This window comes from Streptomyces sp. NPDC047081, assembly GCF_040643775.1.
Taxonomy (GTDB): Bacteria; Actinomycetota; Actinomycetes; order Streptomycetales; family Streptomycetaceae; genus Streptomyces.
In genome coordinates this window covers 120,080-138,454 of the sequence record NZ_JBEYUY010000026.1, presented here as the reverse complement: position 1 = coordinate 138,454, position 18,375 = coordinate 120,080, and the positions used below count along the sequence as shown (strand labels likewise).

At 70.1% G+C, this 18,375-nt stretch carries 16 protein-coding genes; 6 read left to right on the top strand and 10 right to left on the bottom strand.

Features of this window, described 5'->3' with window-relative positions; genetic code table 11:
• Positions 1-96: 96 nt before the first annotated feature.
• Positions 97-2,481, bottom strand: a complete 2,385-nt coding sequence (locus ABZ848_RS37195) for a transglycosylase domain-containing protein (protein WP_360839185.1) — start codon at positions 2,479-2,481, stop codon at positions 97-99.
• Positions 2,482-2,747: 266 nt separating this feature from the next.
• Here ABZ848_RS37195 and ABZ848_RS37190 point away from each other — a divergent pair, with 266 nt between their 5' ends.
• From ABZ848_RS37190 to ABZ848_RS37170, 5 genes are all read left to right on the top strand, one after another.
• A complete protein-coding gene (locus ABZ848_RS37190) occupies positions 2,748-3,665 on the top strand; it encodes an SPFH domain-containing protein (protein ID WP_360839128.1) in 918 nt (305 codons plus the stop codon).
• Positions 3,662-3,919: a hypothetical protein gene (locus ABZ848_RS37185; protein ID WP_360839126.1), complete on the top strand. Its 258-nt coding sequence runs from the start codon at positions 3,662-3,664 to the stop codon at positions 3,917-3,919. Before ABZ848_RS37190 ends, ABZ848_RS37185 begins: the two co-directional genes overlap by 4 nt.
• A 148-nt stretch (positions 3,920-4,067) precedes the next feature.
• Entirely contained in the window at positions 4,068-4,592 is a 525-nt protein-coding gene (locus ABZ848_RS37180; protein ID WP_360839124.1) for a PadR family transcriptional regulator, read from the top strand.
• Positions 4,589-5,275: an ABC transporter ATP-binding protein gene (locus tag ABZ848_RS37175; RefSeq protein WP_360839122.1), complete on the top strand. Its 687-nt coding sequence runs from the start codon at positions 4,589-4,591 to the stop codon at positions 5,273-5,275. The genes ABZ848_RS37180 and ABZ848_RS37175 overlap by 4 nt, the downstream gene beginning before the upstream one ends.
• Positions 5,272-7,605, top strand: a complete 2,334-nt coding sequence (locus ABZ848_RS37170) for an FtsX-like permease family protein (protein WP_360839121.1) — start codon at positions 5,272-5,274, stop codon at positions 7,603-7,605. Before ABZ848_RS37175 ends, ABZ848_RS37170 begins: the two co-directional genes overlap by 4 nt.
• Before the next feature lie 57 nt (positions 7,606-7,662).
• On the opposite strand, the gene ABZ848_RS37165 is transcribed toward ABZ848_RS37170, so the two are convergent.
• From ABZ848_RS37165 to ABZ848_RS37135, 7 genes are all read right to left on the bottom strand, one after another.
• On the bottom strand, positions 7,663-8,091 hold the full coding sequence (locus ABZ848_RS37165) for a hypothetical protein (protein ID WP_360839120.1): 429 nt from the start codon (positions 8,089-8,091) through the stop codon (positions 7,663-7,665).
• A gap of 4 nt (positions 8,092-8,095) precedes the next feature.
• Positions 8,096-8,482 carry a roadblock/LC7 domain-containing protein gene (locus ABZ848_RS37160; protein ID WP_242766020.1) on the bottom strand — a complete coding sequence of 129 codons (387 nt, stop codon included), beginning with the start codon at positions 8,480-8,482 and terminating at the stop codon, positions 8,096-8,098.
• Between the two features lie 112 nt (positions 8,483-8,594).
• A complete protein-coding gene (locus tag ABZ848_RS37155) occupies positions 8,595-9,419 on the bottom strand; it encodes a MarR family transcriptional regulator (protein WP_360839118.1) in 825 nt (274 codons plus the stop codon).
• Between the two features lie 189 nt (positions 9,420-9,608).
• On the bottom strand, positions 9,609-10,925 hold the full coding sequence (locus tag ABZ848_RS37150; protein ID WP_360839117.1) for an AI-2E family transporter: 1,317 nt from the start codon (positions 10,923-10,925) through the stop codon (positions 9,609-9,611).
• 222 nt (positions 10,926-11,147) lie between these two features.
• On the bottom strand, positions 11,148-11,831 hold the full coding sequence (locus tag ABZ848_RS37145; protein WP_242766017.1) for a transglycosylase SLT domain-containing protein: 684 nt from the start codon (positions 11,829-11,831) through the stop codon (positions 11,148-11,150).
• Between the two features lie 409 nt (positions 11,832-12,240).
• On the bottom strand, positions 12,241-13,566 hold the full coding sequence (locus tag ABZ848_RS37140) for a PhoH family protein (protein WP_242766016.1): 1,326 nt from the start codon (positions 13,564-13,566) through the stop codon (positions 12,241-12,243).
• A gap of 315 nt (positions 13,567-13,881) precedes the next feature.
• The gene (locus ABZ848_RS37135; protein WP_360839115.1) at positions 13,882-14,655 is read right to left on the bottom strand and encodes an isoprenyl transferase; all 774 of its coding nucleotides are present in this window, start codon (positions 14,653-14,655) and stop codon (positions 13,882-13,884) included.
• A 605-nt stretch (positions 14,656-15,260) separates the two neighbouring features.
• Between ABZ848_RS37135 and ABZ848_RS37130 the strand changes: the two genes are divergently transcribed.
• Positions 15,261-16,454: a winged helix DNA-binding domain-containing protein gene (locus ABZ848_RS37130; RefSeq protein ID WP_360839113.1), complete on the top strand. Its 1,194-nt coding sequence runs from the start codon at positions 15,261-15,263 to the stop codon at positions 16,452-16,454.
• A gap of 17 nt (positions 16,455-16,471) precedes the next feature.
• Here the strand turns inward: ABZ848_RS37130 and ABZ848_RS37125 are convergent, their stop codons facing one another.
• Positions 16,472-17,239, bottom strand: a complete 768-nt coding sequence (locus ABZ848_RS37125) for a methyltransferase domain-containing protein (protein ID WP_360839111.1) — start codon at positions 17,237-17,239, stop codon at positions 16,472-16,474.
• A gap of 217 nt (positions 17,240-17,456) precedes the next feature.
• Positions 17,457-18,338, bottom strand: coding sequence for an LLM class flavin-dependent oxidoreductase (locus tag ABZ848_RS37120; RefSeq protein WP_360839110.1), 882 nt, complete (start codon positions 18,336-18,338; stop codon positions 17,457-17,459).
• Positions 18,339-18,375 lie beyond the last annotated feature (37 nt).

The window sequence follows — 18,375 nt, the reverse complement described above, 5'->3', positions numbered from 1 at the left end:
GGCTGCGGGTCGGTTGTGGCTGATCGCGCAGTTCCCCGCGCCCCTTAGGTGCGAAAAGGCGCCCGGTGATTGCCGGGCGCCCTCTCTTTTCCGTGCCTACTGATCGTCGTTCGGGTTCAGCGGGTCGTCGACGCCGCCCGTCGGCGTCTGCGTCGGCGTCTGGGTGGGTGTCTGCGTCGGCGTCTGCGTCGGGGTCTGTGTGGGTGTCTGGGTCGGCGTCTGGGTGGGTGTCTGCGTCGGCGTCTGGGTCGGCGTCTGCGACGGGGACTGGGACGCGCTCTGGCTCGGCGTCTGGGACGGGGTGTACGACGGCTGGACCGCCGCGCCCTGCGTGGTGTCCAGGTCGAACTTCACGCCCGTCGCGGAGACCCCGAAGGTGTACGTCGCCCAGATCTGCGCCGGGAAGCCACCACCGTTGACGCGCGGGAAGCCGCCCGCCTTGTACATCGAGACCTGCGCGCCGTTCTTCTTCGACTCACCGAACAGGCCCACCGAGGTGACCAGGTCGGGCGTGTAGCCGGTGAACCAGGCCGAGCGGTTCTCGTCGGACGTACCCGTCTTGCCGGCGACCTTACGGCCGTCCCGGTTGGAGTTGTCCCGCACCGACACCTTGGCCGTACCGTCGTCGACCACGCCCGTCAGCACCGAGGTCACCGAGTCGGCGGCCTCGCGGCTGACGACCTGTTCGCCGATCGGGTCCGGCAGGTTCACCTGGTGCTGGCTGCTCTCCACCGACTTGATGATCGTCGGCGTGACCTTCTTGCCGTGGTTGTCGAGGGTCGCGTACACACCGGCCATCTGCCACGGGCTCGCGCCCATCGTGCCGAGGGTCTGCGCCGGTACGGACTTCAGGTCGGCGGTGTCCATGCCGAGCTGGCTCGCCACCTTCAGCACCTTGTCCATGCCGACGTCCACGCCCATCTGCGCGAAGACGGAGTTGACGGACTTGTTCATCGCCGTCTGGACGGTGATGTTGCCGTAGTCCTGGTCGTCCTCGTTCTCCGGCGCGAAGCCGACCTTGGTGCCGTCGTCCACGACCTGGCGCTTGCTCGTGCCGTCGTACATCGTGTTCGCGGTGATCGGCTTGCCGCTCTGCGTCTGGGCGTCCTCGTCCAGGGCCGCGGCGAGGATCACCGGCTTGAAGGTCGAGGCCGGCTGGTAGTCGGTGCGGGTCGCGTTGGACCGGTAGTGCTTGTAGTAGTCCTGGCCGCCGTAGAGCGCGACGACCGCGCCGGTCTTCGGGTTCACCGAGACCGCGCCGGCCTGTACGTCCGCGTCGACCGAGCGCTTCTTCGGGTCGAGCTTGCTGGTCAGCTGGGACTTGGCGGCCGCTTCCAGAGCCTTCTGCTTCTTCTTGTCGATGTTCAGCGTGATGGTCCAGCCACCCGCCTTGACCATCGTCAGCGCGTCGTTGACGTTGTCCGCGGTGCCCTGCGCGACCAGCTGCTTGGCCAGCTGGTTGTTGGCCGCCTCCACCAGGTAGCCGGTCTGGCCGCCCATGCCGGGCGCGGCCTTCGGGGCCTTGGGGACCGGGAACTTCATCTCCTCGCGCTTGGCCTTGTCCAGCCAGCCCTGCTCGACCATGTTGTCCAGGACGTAGTTCCAGCGCGCCTTGACCAGGCTCTTGCCGGTGTCGGTGGCGATCGCCCAGTCGTACTGGTTCGGCGCCTGCAGCAGCGCGGCGAGATAGGCGCCCTGCTCGACGCTGAGCTTCTCGGCGTCGACGCGGTAGTAGGCCTGCGCGGCGGCCTGGATGCCGTAGGCGCCGCGGCCGTAGTAGCTGGTGTTGATGTAACCGGCGAGGATGTAGTCCTTGCTCTTCTCGCGGTCCAGCTTCAGCGAGATGACCAGTTCCTTGAGCTTGCGCGAAACGGTCTGGTTCTGCGTCAGGTAGTAGTTCTTGACGTACTGCTGGGTGATCGTCGAACCGCCCTGGGCGCCCTTGCCGGAGAGCGTGTTGAGCAGACCGCGGGCGGTGCCCTTCAGGTCGACGCCGTTGTCCTGGTAGAACGTCTTGTTCTCGGCGGCCACGAAGGTGTGCTGGACAGGCTTCGGCACCTTCGCCAGATCCACGATCTCGCGGTTGCGCTCGCCGTCACGGGTCAGGACCGAGCCGTCGCTGTACTGGTAGACGTTGCTTTGCAGGGTCGCGTCCGCGTTGCCCTTGGGAATGTCGATCATCATGTACAGCGCGATGAAGGCGCCCATGCCGAGCAGGCACACGCCGAAGAAGCCGCCGACGACCTTCTTCCAGGTGAACATCCGGCGTATGAAGCTCCGGCCGTCCTTGCCCTTGCCCTTGCCCGCCTTGCCGCGGCCTTTGCCCTGGGCAGCCCTGCGGGCCGCCGCCCGGCCGCCTATGACGGTGGGTTCCGCCTCGGCGGGGCCCGGCTGGGGCGCCGTCGCCACGGACGAGCGCGCAGGGGGCGCTGCGCGGCGGCCACCACGCTGTCGCGCTCGTCTATCGTCCGCTCGTCCCATTGGTCCGATCCGCTCCGCTTCGTTCATGTGTGCTCATGAGTCACACAGGTTCGCCGCTCAGGTCAGCTCAGAAAGCTAACACTGGGAGATGTGGCACAGGTCCGCCGTTCCGGCCTTTTGCGGACGTGACAATCAGCACCCGCCACCAAAGGAACCGACGGACGAGAGGGGTTGAGGGTTGCCCGCAGAGGATAAAGTGATATCACTTAGCTATACTGGAGACAGATCGTACGAGCGAGTACGAGTACGAGAACGGGGGATCAGCCATGTCCACGCACGACTCCGCACCGGCCGCCGACGTACCGGAGATGCCGGCACCGCACGTCCGCGAGTTCACCGCGCCCAGCATCGGCGGCGCGCTCGCGCTGCTGCTCGGGCTGCTCGGCCTGCTGATCGCCGTGATCCTCTTCGCGGCCTCCTCCGCGAGCCCGGGCTTCGCCGTCGGCGGGGTCTTCGTGCTCATCGCCGCGCTGATCTCACTGCGCGGGCTGAACACCGTGGCACCGGGCGAGGCGCGGGTCGTCCAGCTCTTCGGGCGCTACCGGGGGACGATCCGGCAGGACGGCCTGCGCTGGGTGAACCCCTTCACCTCGCGCACGAAGATTTCCACCCGCGTACGCAACCACGAAACGGCCGTCCTCAAGGTGAACGACGCCTACGGCAACCCGATCGAACTGGCCGCGGTGGTGGTGTGGAAGGTGGCGGACACCGCGCAGGCGACCTTCGAGGTGGACAACTACCTGGAGTTCGTCTCCACCCAGACCGAGGCGGCCGTGCGGCACATCGCCATCGAGTACCCGTACGACGCCCACGACGAGGGCGGGCTCTCGCTGCGCGGGAACGCCGAGGAGATCACCGAGAAGCTCGCCGCCGAGCTGCACGCGCGCGTGGAGGCGGCCGGGGTGCAGATCATCGAGTCGCGGTTCACGCACCTCGCGTACGCTCCGGAGATCGCCTCCGCGATGCTCCAGCGGCAGCAGGCCGGGGCGGTCGTCGCGGCGCGGCGGCAGATCGTGGACGGGGCGGTCGGGATGGTCGAGGCGGCGCTCGCGCGGATCACCGAGAGGGACATCGTGGAGATGGACGAGGAGCGCAAGGCGGCGATGGTGTCCAACCTGATGGTGGTCCTGTGCGGCGACCGCGCCCCGCAGCCGGTTCTCAACACCGGGACCCTCTACCAGTGACGGCTCCTTCAGGGGGTTCCTCCCCTCAGCGTCGGCCGCAGCAGCGCAAGCAGGTGCTGCTGCGGCTGGACCCGTCGGTGTACGACGCGCTCGCGCGCTGGGCCGGGGACGAGCTGCGCTCGGCCAACGCGCAGATCGAGTTCCTGCTGCGGCGGGCCTTGAAGGAGGCAGGGCGGCTGCCGGGCGAGGCCGGGCCGATTCCCCGCCGCGGTCGGCCGCCTGGGGGCTCCGCCCCCAGACCCCCGTCGGCCTGAACGGCCTCGTCCTCAAACGCCGGACGGGCTGGGTCGGCTGTTGCAGAACCATGACAATGGCCCCCGACCTGCACACCTCCACCCCCTGCCATGATCTACACACTCCGCGTATACATGACGCGTATACACCCCGTGTAGAGTCCTTGGCATGTCCATCGGTCACACCCTTCTAGGGCTCCTGGAGTCCGGGCCGCGCCACGGTTACGACCTGAAGCGGGCCTTCGACGAGAAGTTCGGTCACGACCGGCCGCTGCACTACGGCCAGGTCTACTCGACGATGTCCCGGCTGCTGAGGAACGGTCTCGTCGAGGTCGACGGCATCGAGGCGGGCGGCGGGCCCGAGCGGAAGCGGTACGCCATCACCGACGCCGGGATCACCGACGTCGAGCGCTGGCTCGCGACGCCCGAGGCGCCGGAGCCGTATCTCCAGTCGACGCTCTACACCAAGGTCGTCCTCGCGCTGCTGACCCACCGCAACGCCGCCGACATCCTCGACACACAGCGTGCCGAGCACCTGCGGATGATGCGGATCCTGACCGACCGGAAGCGGAAGGGCGATCTCGCCGATCAGCTCATCTGCGACCACGCCCTGTTCCATCTCGAGGCCGACCTGCGCTGGCTGGAGCTCACCGCCGCGCGCCTCGACAAGCTCGCCGAGGCGGTGGCCAAGTGACTCCTGCCGGTTCCCTGCTCGTCGCGGACGCGCTGCACAAGTCGTACGGGCCGACCACCGCGCTGGACGGTGCCGAGTTCTCCATCCACCCCGGTGAGGTCGTCGCCGTGATGGGCCCCTCGGGGTCCGGCAAGTCGACGCTGCTGCACTGCCTCGCCGGGATCGTGACGCCCGACTCGGGGTCGATCATGTACAACGGGCGCGAGATGGCGACCATGAGCGACGCCGAGCGCAGTCAGCTGCGGCGCTCCCAGTTCGGGTTCGTCTTCCAGTTCGGGCAGCTCGTACCCGAGTTGACCTGTGTGGAGAACGTCGCCCTGCCGCTGCGGCTGAACGGCACCTCCCGCAAGGCGGCCGAGAAGGCCGCTCTGACGTGGATGGAGCGGCTCGAGGTAGACGACCTCGGCAGGAAGCGGCCCGGTGAGGTGTCGGGCGGCCAGGGGCAGCGGGTCGCCGTGGCGCGGGCGCTGGTCACCGATCCGCGGGTGCTGTTCGCCGACGAGCCGACCGGCGCGCTCGACTCCCTCAACGGCGAGCGCGTGATGGAGCTGCTGACGGACGCCGCCCGGACCACCAACGCGGCCGTCGTGCTCGTCACGCACGAGGCGCGGGTGGCCGCCTACTCCGACCGCGAGATCGTCGTACGGGACGGCAAGTCCCGGGACATGGAGCGGGTCGTATGAGCATGCGTCAGTGGGTCAGGGATCTGGCCATGGGGGTGCGGTTCGCCTTCGCGGGCGGGCGAGAGGGCTGGACCCGGGCGTTGCTGACGGCCGTGGGCGTCGGGCTGGGGGTGGCGCTGCTGCTGATCACCACGGCGATACCGAGCGCGCTGTCCGCCCGGGACAAGCGCAACAGCGACCGGGACGACTTCACGTACAGCGCGAAGCGGCTGCCGAAGGCGGACGACACGCTGATCATCGCCAACGCGGAGACGACCTTCCGCTCCAAGGACATCCGCGGCCGGTTCGTGGAGCCCGAGGGCGTGAAGGCGCCGCTGCCGCCGGGGGTGGCGAAGTTCCCGGCGAAGGGCGAGATGGTCGCCTCGCCCGCGCTGAAGAAGCTGCTGGAGTCCGGCTCGGGCGAGCTGCTGCGCGAGCGCTACCCGTACCGGATCGTGGGGACGATCGGGAAGTCCGGGCTGATCGGGCCCGCCGAACTCGCCTTCTACGCGGGTGCCACCGGCCTGGAGGACCATCTCTCCAACGGCTATGTCGAGCGCATCGACTACTTCGGGCCGTCCCCCAACGCGACGCCGGACGAGCTGGACCCCGTCCTGATCCTGCTCATCATGATCATCTTCGTGGTGCTGCTGCTGCCGGTCGGCGTCTTCATCGCGGCCGCCGTCCGCTTCGGCGGGGAGCGCCGCGACCGGCGCCTCGCGGCGCTCAGGCTGGTCGGCGCGGACGGGCGGATGGCCCGCCGGATCGCCGGCGGTGAGGCCCTCGCGGGGGCGCTGCTCGGGCTGGTGCTCGGCACGGTCTTCTTCGTGGCCGCCCGGCAGTCCGCGAGCGTCCTGGTCGTACGGAACGTCAGCGTCTTCCCCAGCGACCTCAACCCCTCCCCCGCGCTCGTCGCGCTGGTCGCCGTCGCCGTGCCCGCCGCGGCCGTCCTCGTCACGCTGTTCGCGCTGCGCGGGGTCGTCATCGAACCGCTCGGCGTGGTCCGTACGGCGAAGCCGCCGCGCCGCCGGCTGTGGTGGCGGCTGCTGCTGCCGCTCGGCGGTCTGGCGCTGCTGTACCCGATGATGGGCCAGGGCAACGACAACGGCAGCTTCAACGAGTGGATGGTCATCGGCGGCACCGTGCTGCTGCTGATCGGCGTCACCGCGCTGCTGCCCTGGGTCGTCGAGGCCGTGGTGGCCCGGCTGAACTCCGGCTCGGTCTCCTGGCAACTGGCCGTGCGCAGGCTCCAGTTGAGCAGCGGCTCGGCGGCCCGGATGGTCAACGGCATCGCGGTCGCGGTGGCCGGGGCGATCGCGCTGCAGATGCTGTTCGCCGGGGTCGAGAACGACTACACCAAGCAGACCCGCAACGACCTGAACCGGGCGCAGATGCAGGTCTCCCTGCGCGGTGACGTCCCCCTGGCCGAGGTGAGCGGCGCGCTGTCCGGGACCAAGGGCGTGCGCCACGCGACGGCGCTCTCGCTGGGCTCGGCCGGGGACCGGGCGAAGAACCCGGAGGGCACGATCGAGGTGGCGGTCGGCAGTTGCGCGGAGCTGCGCGAGGTGGCGCGCCTCGCGACCTGCCGGGACGGCGACGCCTTCCGGATCGTCGGCGGCGAGTACGAGGCCCAGACGAAGAAGTTCGCCGCACCGGGCCGGACCCTGTACTTCGACCCCCGCTACGACGGCATGACGAGCCACACGGCCGCCTGGAAGGTGACCCCCGGCATCCTGACCGCCGAGGGGCGGGAGGACCCGACCGGCTACGAGCGCGGCGGCCTGCTGTTCACGCCGGGCGCGCTGCCCGCGTCCGCGGAGGCCGGGCTGAGCCCCATGGTGTACGTGTCGCTGAACCAGTCCGTGCCGGACGCCCGTGACTACGTACGCAACGCCGCGGCCCGGCTGGATCCGCTGTCGGAGACCTTCAACCTGGCGGCCAGCGAGCAGTCGCTGCAGTTCAAGCCCATCCGCAACGGCCTGTTCGTCGGCGCCACCTGTGTCCTCATGCTGATCGGCGCGAGCCTGCTGGTCTCCCAGCTGGAGCAGCTGCGCGAGCGCAAGAAGCTGCTCTCGTCGCTGGTCGCCTTCGGCACCCGGCGCCGCACGCTGAGCCTGTCCGTGCTGTGGCAGACGGCGATCCCGATCGCGCTGGGCCTGCTGCTGGCGTCGGCGGTCGGGCTGACGCTGGGTGCGGTGCTGCTGCGGATGACCGGTGACTCGGTGACCGTCGACTGGGCGAGCGTGCTGTCGATGACGGGCATCGGAGCCGGCGTCGTCCTCGCGGTGACCCTGCTCAGCCTGCCGCCGCTGCTGCGGCTGATGCGCCCGGACGGTCTGCGCACCGAATGACGGCCGTACGAGCCGTGTCCAGGCCCCTCCCCCGCTTCGGGGAGGGGCCTGACCCGTTCACAGGTTGTACTCCCGCACCACCCGCCGCACCTGGGCGAAGAGCATGCCCACGTTGACCGACTTACGGCACACGACGACCGCGACGACGTCCTGCTGCTCGGTCATCCGCACGAACAGGTGAGTGAGGTTCTCGCTGTTGACGAGGATCTCCTGGAAGAAGTGGTTCTCGCTCTGGATACCACGGCGTTCCTTGAAGACGTCCTCGATCATCACGACCGTACGGCCCTGGAACAGATCGAGGGTGGCGCCCGCCAGCAGGTCCAGGACCTCGGGCGGGTGGTTGTCGACCGTCTCGTACGACAGCAGCATGCCGGTGGACATGTCGACGACACCCGAGGCCACACAGTCGGGGGCGTCGGTACGGAGGGACTTGACCAGGCCCATCACCTGGTCGGAGAAACCGGGGGTCATACGCTTCGTCGCCATCCCTTCAGACTCCTTCTGCTGTCTTGTTCATGAGGATCGAGCCGATGCGGTCGAGGGCGGGCTGGGTCGCCCGGTGCAGTCGGTCGACGTCCAGGCCCTCGTCCCCGAGGACGACCATCAGCGCGGTGTCACCGACCGCGTAGAAGGCCGCACAGCCGTGACTGCCGTACGTCACGGTCTGGCGCAGCGCGCCGCGGGCGGTCGCCTGCGCGGTACGGCGGGCCAGGCCCAGGCCGGCCGCGGCGAGCGCGGCGAGTCCCTCCGGGTCGATCGAGTCGGCGGTGTCGGCCGCGATGAGCAGTCCGTCGGCGGCCGCCACCGCGGTGTCGGTGATGCCGGTGACCTGCTCCCGCAGGCCGCGCATCTCGTGCGTCAGGGCTTCGTGGTCCATGTATTCAACTCCCGCAATTTTCTTGGGATCCGTGCGTCTCGGGGCTTCGGTGATCGGTGGGATTTCGGTGATCGGTGGTGTATCGGTGGTTGGTGGGGTTTCCGTGATCGGTTCATCTCGGGGTTCCGTTCCGGAGGCGGAAGAAGCCGCCGGGCCTGCGCCGGGGCAGGTCGGCGGGGGCCGGTGGTTCGGGCGGGGGCGGGGCGGGCGGCGGGGTGCGGTGCCGGATGCCCTCGGGCGGCATCCGGACCGGGACCGGCGCGGGCGGCGGGGCGCACTGCAGCAGCCCCTCCGCGAGCATCCGGCCGACTTCGACGGTGACCGTGTAGACCCCGCGGCCGGTGCGGAAGGCGAGGTCGCGGGCGCTGCGGCGGCCGTCGGCGTGGGCGAGCAGGTCGCGCCGCAGCTCACCGAGCTCGTCGTCGGCGAAGTGCCGGGCGGGCAGGGGCCGTTCGCGGTCCGGGTGGACGGGGTGGGGCAGTGCGGCGAGGGCGGCGATCTTGCGGGCCGCGTCCTCCAGGAGGCGGGCGGGCGGTTCGCCGACCGGGACCGGGGCGGGCGGTTCGAAGCCGGCGGCGCCGCGCTCGCAGCCGTCGACACGGCCGGCGACGACCGCGAACGCGGCGTCCTGCAGCGCCATCACGCACACGACCCGCAACTGGGCGGCTCCGGCGTACCCGTGGGCGATCAGCCCGGCGGCCGGCCAGCGCGTCCCGCCGGACTCCCGCACCAGCGCGGCCCACTGCTCGCCGGTCACCCTGCCGGAGCGCAGCAGCAGCGCCTCCGCGCCCGGTGCGCCGGGGGACTCCACGGCGACGACCAGACCGCCGCGGAAGTGGAAGGTGCCGCCGGGTGAGCCGGACACGCGCAGCTCTCCTGTGAGGCCCTCACGGCCGCAGGAGTCCAGGGACCGCGCCAGCAGCTCGTAGCCCGACATCACGCCCCTCGCCCGCCGCAGCCGAGTCGCACATACGCCTGACGCGTAGCGCTGAGGGGGGAAGGTTTATCAGCCTGGAGGCATATTCCGGCCGGAGATTTCCGACCTGTCCCCAGGTGACGGAAGTTGCCCGGCGGTTCCTTTCAATTCGCTTTGTTCGGCGCTCATTTGACCGATTGGCCGACGGGTTCAGGCAGGCTCGTCCTGTGCTGGATACTCCCCTGCGTTCGCCAGTTGGCGTTCCTCGTCGTAGGCCCTCAGGTAGCCGACCACCGTGTTCGACACCGCAACCAGCGGTACGGCCACCACCGCGCCGCCGATTCCCGCCACCATGCCGCCCGCCGCCACCGACAGGACCACCGCGAGGGGGTGGACCCGGACCGCTCGGCCGAGGATGAAGGGCTGGAGGATGTGGCCCTCGATCTGCTGGACCAGCAGGACCACGACCAGGGTCATCACCGCGGTGAAGACGCCCTGGGTCACCAGGGCCACGACCACCGCCAGGGCGCCGGAGGCCACCGCGCCGACCAGGGGGATGAAGGAGAACAGGAAGATGAAGACGGCCAGCGGGACGGCCATCGGGACGTCGAGGAAGTAGATGCCCAGGCCGATGAAGATGGCGTCGATCAGGGCGACTATCACCGTGCCGCGGACGTAGGCGGTGAGGGTGCGCCAGGCGCGCGGGCCGGCGCCGGCGACACCGGGGCGGGCGGCGGCGGGGACCAGCTTCAGGGTCCACTGCCAGATGCGCTCGCCGTCGTAGAGCAGGAAGAGCGTGGAGAAGAAGGTCAACAGGATGCCGGTGAGGGCCTCCACGACCACCTGGACGCCCTCCAGGCCCGCGGAGGTGATCTGGTCCGTGTTGGCGCCGACCGCGTCGCGCAGGTTCTTCGCGATCTGGTTGATCTGTTTGTCGGTGACGTGGAAGGGGCTCTTCAGGAGCCAGTCGCGCAGGTCGTCGATGCCGTTCTGGATCTGGTCGGAGAGCGTGTCGATGTTCTCCATGACCTGCCAGGTCACGAACCAGCCGATCAGGCCGAGTACGACGAAGCCGAGGATCGCGGTGAGCGCGGTCGCGGGGCCGCGCGGGACGCCGTAACCCTTGAGGCGGGCCACCGTCGGCTGGAGCAGGGCGGTGATGAGGAGGGCGACCACGAAGGCGAAGACGACGAGCTGGACGCTGCTGATGACCCGCATCAGGACCCAGACCGTGCCGGCGAGCACGAGGAGGCGCCAGCCGGCCTCGGCGGCGACGCGTACGCCCCAGGGGACCGCCTGGGCGGGGTCGGGGCGGGGCGGCAGGACGGGAGCCGGGGTGCGGGGCGCCTCGTCGGCGACGGGGGCCTGGTCCTCGGGCGGCGCGGGCGGGGCGGGGCGGGGTTTGCGGGGCGGTGGGCCGACCTCGGACTCCTCGCGGGCCACCTCGGCGCGGCGCTCGTCCAACCGCTCACTCACCTCGGTGAGCCCGGCGCCGATCCGGCCGAGCCACCCTGGCACTCGCGACATGATCCGTCCTCTTCCCCCGCGTCCCCGGGTGCTGGCCACGACTCCCTCCCCCTGGAGCCGTCCGCGTCCGACCGTACATGGCAACAGCCCCTCCCCCTAGGACGGGGAGGGGCTGTTGAAGGTTGAGAAGGCCGGCTGGAGCGCCCCTTCAGGGGCGCGGGGAACTGCGCGACCAGCCACGGACCACCCGCAGCCGCATAGCGGCCGCACCCAGCGGAGCGTCTAGTACCAGTGGTTGGCCGACCAGAAGGACCAGGCCTCGCACGGGCTGCCGTAGCGGCTGTTCATGTAGTTGAGGCCCCACTTGATCTGCGTGGCCGGGTTCGTCTGCCAGTCGGAGCCGGCGGACGAGTACTTGCTGGCGGGCAGGGCCTGGAAGAGACCGTAGGCGCCGGAGGAGGCGTTGACCGCGTGGTAGTTCCAGCTGGACTCGTGGTCCACGATGTTGCTGAAGCACTGGAACTGGCCGCTCGGCACCATCTGCCGGGCCATCGACTGGATCTCGGCGACGGAGTACGAGCTCTGCACCGGGAAGTCCGCGGAGCTGCGGCTGGCGGCGGCCTTCGCCTCGGCGCGCTCCTTGGCCTCCTTGGCCGCCTTCTCGGCCGCGGCCTTCTTGGCGACCGCGGTGTCGGCGGCGGCCTTGCGGGCTGCTGCCTCGGCGTCCTTCTTGGCGCTCGCGTCAGCCTGGATGGCCTGAGCGTCGGCCTGCTGCGTCAGGGACGCGGTCTGCACCTGGGCCTGCTGGCCCGTGGGTATGTCCGCGAGCAGCGTGGTGTCGGCTGCCGTCGCCTCGGCGTCGTTGTTCTGCGCGACGCTGCCCGAGGCAACTCCGACGACGCTTCCGACGGCGGTGACCGCGGTGGCCGAGGCCACTGCGAATCCCCGGACCGAAATCCGGCTCACACGGTTTCCTTCCAGCATCGCCCGCTTCGGTGACCCTGGCGGACGCAATCGTGCCCCTGACGCTGGCCTCCCAACTACGGGGTCACGGGAGACACGGGCCCGGTGGGCAACTCCCTTGCGGGAAGCGCCGCGTGGTACTCGGGCGGCATACGACGACGCTATGGAGTTAGCGGTGGTGCTGCTGTTGTTCCGTACCGCTGGGGGTACAGGTGTGTCGTATGCGGGGCCTGACAGGAGTGAGACTCTGCCGCACCTGGACGCCGGGTGGCAATTCTGAGTTGCGTGTGAAAGCTCACATCCCGTTTGGTCCAGGGGATTTTGGCAAACCGCAACACGCGAAAGCGCCGCCCCACTAGGCTCTAGGCCTTTGCGGGACGGCGCCAACTCCTGCCGAATCGGGCGGATTTGGTTAGATCTGGCCGTCTTCGAGCATTTCGGTCACCAGGGCCGCGATCTGCGAGCGCTCGGACCTCGTCAGCGTGACGTGCGCGAAGAGCGGATGCCCCTTCAGCTTCTCCACGACGGCGACCACACCGTCGTAGCGACCGACGCGCAGATTGTCCCGCTGGGCCACGTCATGGGTCAGAACGACCCGTGAATTCGCGCCGATTCGGGACAGAACGGTGAGAAGTACATTCCGTTCCAGTGACTGCGCCTCGTCCACGATCACGAACGCGTCGTGCAGCGAGCGTCCGCGGATGTGGGTGAGGGGAAGGACCTCGAGCATGCCGCGCGCGGTGACCTCCTCGATGACCTCGCGGCTGGTGACCGCGGACAGCGTGTCGAAGACCGCCTGCGCCCAGGGGCTCATCTTCTCGGCCTCGGAGCCGGGCAGATAGCCGAGCTCCTGCCCGCCCACCGCGTAGAGCGGACGGAAGACCATCACCTTCTGGTGCTGGCGGCGCTCCAGGACCGCCTCCAGACCGGCGCACAGCGCGAGCGCCGACTTGCCGGTGCCGGCCCGGCCTCCCATCGACACGATCCCGACGTCCGGGTCGAGGAGCAGATCGAGCGCGATCCGCTGCTCGGCGCTGCGGCCCTTGATGCCGAAGGCCTCACGGTCGCCGCGCACCAGCCGGATGTTGCCCTCGGCCGTGACCCGGCCGAGCGCCTTGCCGCGCTCGGAGTGGATCGTCAGACCGGTGTGCACCGGCAGCTCGCTCGCCTCGGGGACGTACAGGTGCCCTTCCTCGAAGAGGATGTCCACCTGTTCGGCGCCCAGGGTGAGTTCGGACATGCCGGTCCAGCCGGAGGAGTCCGTGATGGCGAGCTCGGCGCGGTACTCCTCGGCGAGGAGACCGACGGAGGAGGCCTTGATCCTGAGCGGGAGGTCCTTCGACACGACGGTGACGTCGAACCCCTCGGCCTGCAGATTGCGGGCGACCGCGAGGATGCGGGAGTCGTTGTCCCCCAGGCGGTAGCCGGTCGGCAGAACGCTGGGGTCCGAGTGGTTGAGCTCGACACGGACGGTGCCGCCGAGTTCGCCGATCGGGATGGGGGCGTCGAGGCGGCCATGCCTGACCCGGAACTCGTCGAGCAGACGCAGGGCCTGCCGGGCGAAGTAGCCGAGCTCGGGATGGTGCCTTTTGGCCTCCAGCTCCGTGACCACGACGATGGGGAGCACGACCTCGTGCTCGTCGAAGCGGCTCAGGGCGTTCGGGTCGGCCAGCAGGACGCTGGTGTCGAGAACATAGGTGCGCCGGTCTGGCTTGTGGCGCTTTGTGCTGGTCACCACGGAAGGACGTACCCCCTCGGATGAGGTCGGGGAGCGACGGAGTGGAGCTGGGCCGGTCGACGGCCCGTTTGCACGGGCCGGGAACCGGCCCTCCGCCTTTTCGTCCGTGCTGTGACCGCACGATCGGGCTGGTGCAAAGGGCCTCCCGGGCGGACGGCCCCGTGCCGTCCGCTGAGATCCGACACCCGTGGTTCGGGCATCGACCTGTCTGGCTTATGCCCTCGAACATGCGGTGCCATGCCGACGCATATGACGGCGCCCTGGTGAACTCCTTGTTACTTCCGTCCCAAATGGGGTAGACGGCGGGTTCTGTGCTCAGCCGCCGTAACGCCGGTGTCGCGCCGCGTAGTCGCGCAGGGCGCGCAGGAAGTCGACCTTGCGGAAGGCCGGCCAGAAGACCTCGCAGAAGTAGTACTCCGAGTGGGCCGTCTGCCACAGCATGAATCCGGACAGCCGCTGCTCGCCGCTGGTGCGGATGACCAGGTCCGGGTCGGGCTGGGCGCCGGTGTAGAGGTGGCGGCCGATGAGGTCGACGCTGACGGAGTCGGCGAGCTCCTCCATCGAGGTGCCCTTGTCCTGGGCGTCCAGGATCATCGAGCGCACGGCGTCGGCGATCTCCTGGCGGCCGCCGTACCCGATGGCGACGTTGACCAGTATCCCGTCGATGGCCGCGGTGGACTCCTCGGCCTCCTTCAGGGCGTTCTGCATCTGCGAGGGCAGGAGGTCGGGGGTGCCGACGTGGTGCACGCGCCAGCGGCCGTCCGCGGCGAGGGTGCGCACGACGTCCTCGATGATGCCGAGCAGGGGGCCGAGTTCCTCCTGCGGGCGGTCGAAGTTGTCCGTCGACAGCAGCCACAGGGTGACGACCTCGACGTCCGTCTCGGAGCACCAGCCGAGGAACTCCTCGATCTTCTCGGCGCCGGCGCGGTGGCCGTGCACGGTGGTCGAACCCGCGGCCTTCGCCCAGCGTCGGTTGCCGTCCATGATGACGCCGATGTGCTTGGGCACCTGAGCGTGGTCCAGGTGGCCTTCCACCCGGCGTGCGTACAGCCTGACCAGCAGGCCGCGCAGCTTGTCGCGCAGGTTCACTTGAATGTCCGCCCCTCCGTGTGTCTGCGGTCCCCGTGCCGGGAGCGTACCGGGGTCGTCCCGGGCACAAAAAACGGGCCGGTCCGTGGGGGGGAGACGGACCGGCCCGAGGGGGGGTTTCCACCATAACCCTTCGTAAGTGATGCTGCGTGCATCGGCGTGCCACAACTACTCTCCGGAATCGAACGGCGACGCGGCGGTGGTCGTCCGGAGGGCATTTCATGGCGGATTCCTGGCCGGATCACAGCGGATTCCCAGGGGAAACGTGCGGGATGCGGAGCGATCCGGAGGGTATGACGGTTCTGAGGCCTTGCTTGGCGAGTTGTCCGCGGGTCCCCCGGGCGGGTGACGGGAGTGGCGAACGTCCGCTTGACGTCGCCGTGGGCCATGGGCGCGTAAAAACGGCACCGCGCAGCCCCCTCCTCTGCGCGGTGCCGCCGCGCAGCTTTGCTTACGCGAATTACCTTGGTCTGAACTTACGTGACGCGCGGGGCTGGATGCGACTTCTGTGGATAACAATGTGGAAACCCTTGCGCGTGCGGGGTTGCGGCGCGCCTGAGTGATCTAGGACATGATCTGTCCTCATTGGGTTCTACGGTCGGTCCATGACTCTGGGGATCACGTGGAACGAGGCCAGTGCACGCCGGTTGGAACGGCAGTTCCTGGCCAATCCCGCCGACGAGGACACGGAGGTCGCCGAAATCGTCGGCGCGATGCTCGGCGCGCATGCGCAGGTGCTGTCCGCGGCCGAGCTGTCGGTCGGCGTGCGGGCGGTCGGGGTGACGCGGGCCGGGGTGCGGGACGCGCTCTGGGGCCGGCGCACTCTGGTGAAGACATACGGACCGCGCGGGACCGTGCATCTGCTGCCGGCCGCCGAACTTCCGCTGTGGTGCGCCGCGTTGCCCGCCGTGCCGTCGGGGGCGAGTCCGTTCGCGGCGGGGGTCCGGGTGAGCGAGGAGCAGGCGCGGGAGATCGTGGCGGCGATCGGGGACGCGCTCGACGGGGACGCGCTCGACGGGGTCTGCCTGACGATCGACGAGCTGAGCGAGGAAGTCGTCGCCCGGGTCGGTTCCTGGGCCGGGGATCTGGTGATGCCCGCGTTCCAGGGGATGTGGCCGCGGTGGCGGCAGGTGATGCACCGGGCCGGGCAGTCCGGGGCGCTGTGCTTCGGGCCGGATCGGGGGCGGAAGGTGACGTACACCCGGCCGCCGCGCTTCACGCCGATGCCGGCGGAGGAGGCCGTGCGGGAGCTGGTCCGGCGGTATCTGCGTGCTTACGGGCCGGCCACGCCGCGCGGTTTCGCGAAGTGGCTGGCCGCGGGCGGGGGTTGGGCGGTGGAGCTGTTCGGGCGGCTGGCCGGGGAGGGCGTGATCGAGGAGGTCGTGTTCGAGGGGGAGGCGGGGTGGTGGGTCGTCTCGGGGGACACGGGGTTCCCGGAGGGGGGTGGGGCTGGGGGTGGGGGTGGGGGTGTGCGCGGGGTGCGGCTGCTTCCCTATTTCGATGCGTACGGGATCGCCGCGCAGCCTCGGGAGCTGTTGTTTCCGGGGGACGCGTACCGGCGGGCGCTGGCTCGGGGGCAGGCCGGGAACTATCCGGTGCTGCTGGTCGACGGGGTGGTCGCGGGGGTGTGGCATCAGCGGCGGCGGGGGCGGCGTATGACGGTGACGGTGGAGCCGTTGGGGCGGCTCGGGGCGTCGCAGGAGCGGGAGTTGTTGGCGCAGGTGGAGCGGGTTGGGGAAGTGCTGGAGGCCGAGGCGGAGTTGGTGGTGGGGGAGGTGGCGGCAGGACCGCATGCTTGATGGGGGTGCTTGTACTGCTATCGCTTGCGGGCCTCGATGAGGTGGCGGGTGCTGTGTGCGATGAAGGGGCCTGTTTTCTCGATCTGTTCGTGCAGGGCGCGGAGTTGGGGCTCGTACGCCTCGGGGGTGAAGCCGGGGACCATCCAGATCACCTTGCGGAGGAAGTGGACGACCGCCGCGATGTCGTGGAACTCGATGCGGAGGCGTTCGGCGCGCAGGTCGACGATCTCCAGGCCGGCGGCTTCGGCGCCGGCGCGCTCATGGTCGGGGTGGCGGGCGTTGCGGGAGGCGTCCGGCTGGGGGCCGAGGAAGTACTCGACGAGTTCGTAGACGCTGCTCGGGCCGACGTGCTGGGCGAAGTACGTGCCGCCGGGCTGGAGGACGCGGGTGAGCTCCGGCCAGTGCGGGGTGACCGGGTGGCGGCTGCTGACCAGGTCGAAGGTGGCGTCCGCGAAGGGGAGGGGGGCGTTTTCGGGGGCGGCGACCACCACGGTGCCGCGGGGGCGGAGGAGGGCGGTGGCCTTGGCGACGTTCGGGGGCCAGCCTTCTGTGGCGGCGGTGAGGGCGGGGGTCTTGGGGGCGCGGGCGAGGGCGAAGTCGAGGACCTCGCCGCCGCCGGTCTGTACGTCCAGGGCTGCGGTGGCCCGCGTCAGGCGGTCGGCGAGGGTGACGGCGTAGCCCCAGGACGGGCGTTCCTCCGTGGCGCGGCCCTTGAACCAGGAGAAGTCCCAGCCTTCGGTGGGGACGGCGGCGCCCTCGGCGACCAGGGATTCGAAGGTGGGCATCGGTGGGCCTCGCAGGGGTGGCTTGTGGGTCGGGGTTGGGGCGGTACGGCGAACCCGCCGCCTACGGGGTTGTTGTTTCTTCGAGGGGTGGGCCTGCGCTACTGCCATGTACGCGGCGGGTTGCGCCGTACCGCCCCAACCCGCTCCCGTGCGTGGGCGGCCGCCGGCCGGTGGTGCCGACGCTTGCAGTCCAATGCCGGGGGCGGTTCTCCATCCGTTACGGCACCAGGGGGCGGACTTCCTGGGCCGTGAAGCGGACGAAGGCCTCGGGGTCGGGGTCGTCGCCTGTGGGCTGGAGGATCACTCGGTCCGCGCCGGCCTCGGCCAGGCGTTGGACGGCCTTGGCTACGGTGGCCGCGTCTCCGGCGACGCCCAGGTCGGGGGTGTCTGCCAGGCCCTCTTCGGCCAGTTCGGCGCGTAGGCGGGCGGGGGCGTCGGGGCCGGTGGCGGTGAGGAGGTAGACGATGATCTCGTGCGGGTCGGTGCGGCCCGCCGACTTCCGGCCCTCGTCGATGAGTTGGCGGGCCTTGCGCACGCCGTCGGGCGTGGTGGAGGCCGTGAGGAGCGTGCCGTCGGCGGCCTCGCCGGAGAGGCGGAGGGAGCGGGGGCCCGTGGCGCCGGCCAGGACGGGGACGGGGGTCGGGTCGGCGGGGGGCCAGTCGAGGGCTACGCCGTCGAGATGGACGTAACGGCCGTCGGTGATCGTGAGGTGCTCGCCGCGCAGCAGGGCCCGGAGGGTTTGGAGGTGTTCCCGGAGGAGGGTGAGCGGGGATTCGACGCGGGCGCCGACCTGGGCCATCCAGCTCTGTACGCCGTGTCCGACGGCGATCACCGGGCGGCCCGGGAACATGCGGTGCAGTGCGGCCGTCTCCATCGCGGTGATGGCGACGTTGCGCAGGGGTACGGGGAGCAGGCCCACGCCGATGCGTACCCGTTCGGTCCAGGCCAGGGCGGCCGCGGCCGTGGAGATGCCGCCCTCGCGGAAGCAGTCCTCCCAGAGCCAGAGCTCCTCCAGACCGCTCTCGTCGGCGAGCCGGGCGACCTCGCGGAGCCGCTCGGGAGGGAGTTGGGGTCGGAACACCGCGCCGAGTCCAGTCATGGGCCCCTGTCTACCCGGGTGGTCGCGGCCGTTCAAC

What these genes read in the sequence shown, in the direction of transcription:
- ABZ848_RS37155 (WP_360839118.1), bottom strand. Translation starts at nt 9,419, where the DNA reads ATGTCGGGCTACGAGCTGCTGGCGCGGTCCCTGGACTCCTGCGGCCGT.
- ABZ848_RS37180 (WP_360839124.1), top strand. Translation starts at nt 4,068, where the DNA reads ATGTCCATCGGTCACACCCTTCTAGGGCTCCTGGAGTCCGGGCCGCGC.
- ABZ848_RS37125 (WP_360839111.1), bottom strand. Translation starts at nt 17,239, where the DNA reads ATGCCCACCTTCGAATCCCTGGTCGCCGAGGGCGCCGCCGTCCCCACC.
- ABZ848_RS37160 (WP_242766020.1), bottom strand. Translation starts at nt 8,482, where the DNA reads ATGGACCACGAAGCCCTGACGCACGAGATGCGCGGCCTGCGGGAGCAG.
- ABZ848_RS37190 (WP_360839128.1), top strand. Translation starts at nt 2,748, where the DNA reads ATGTCCACGCACGACTCCGCACCGGCCGCCGACGTACCGGAGATGCCG.
- ABZ848_RS37120 (WP_360839110.1), bottom strand. Translation starts at nt 18,338, where the DNA reads ATGACTGGACTCGGCGCGGTGTTCCGACCCCAACTCCCTCCCGAGCGG.
- ABZ848_RS37130 (WP_360839113.1), top strand. Translation starts at nt 15,261, where the DNA reads ATGACTCTGGGGATCACGTGGAACGAGGCCAGTGCACGCCGGTTGGAA.
- ABZ848_RS37150 (WP_360839117.1), bottom strand. Translation starts at nt 10,925, where the DNA reads ATGTCGCGAGTGCCAGGGTGGCTCGGCCGGATCGGCGCCGGGCTCACC.
- ABZ848_RS37170 (WP_360839121.1), top strand. Translation starts at nt 5,272, where the DNA reads ATGAGCATGCGTCAGTGGGTCAGGGATCTGGCCATGGGGGTGCGGTTC.
- ABZ848_RS37165 (WP_360839120.1), bottom strand. Translation starts at nt 8,091, where the DNA reads ATGGCGACGAAGCGTATGACCCCCGGTTTCTCCGACCAGGTGATGGGC.
- ABZ848_RS37195 (WP_360839185.1), bottom strand. Translation starts at nt 2,481, where the DNA reads ATGGGACGAGCGGACGATAGACGAGCGCGACAGCGTGGTGGCCGCCGC.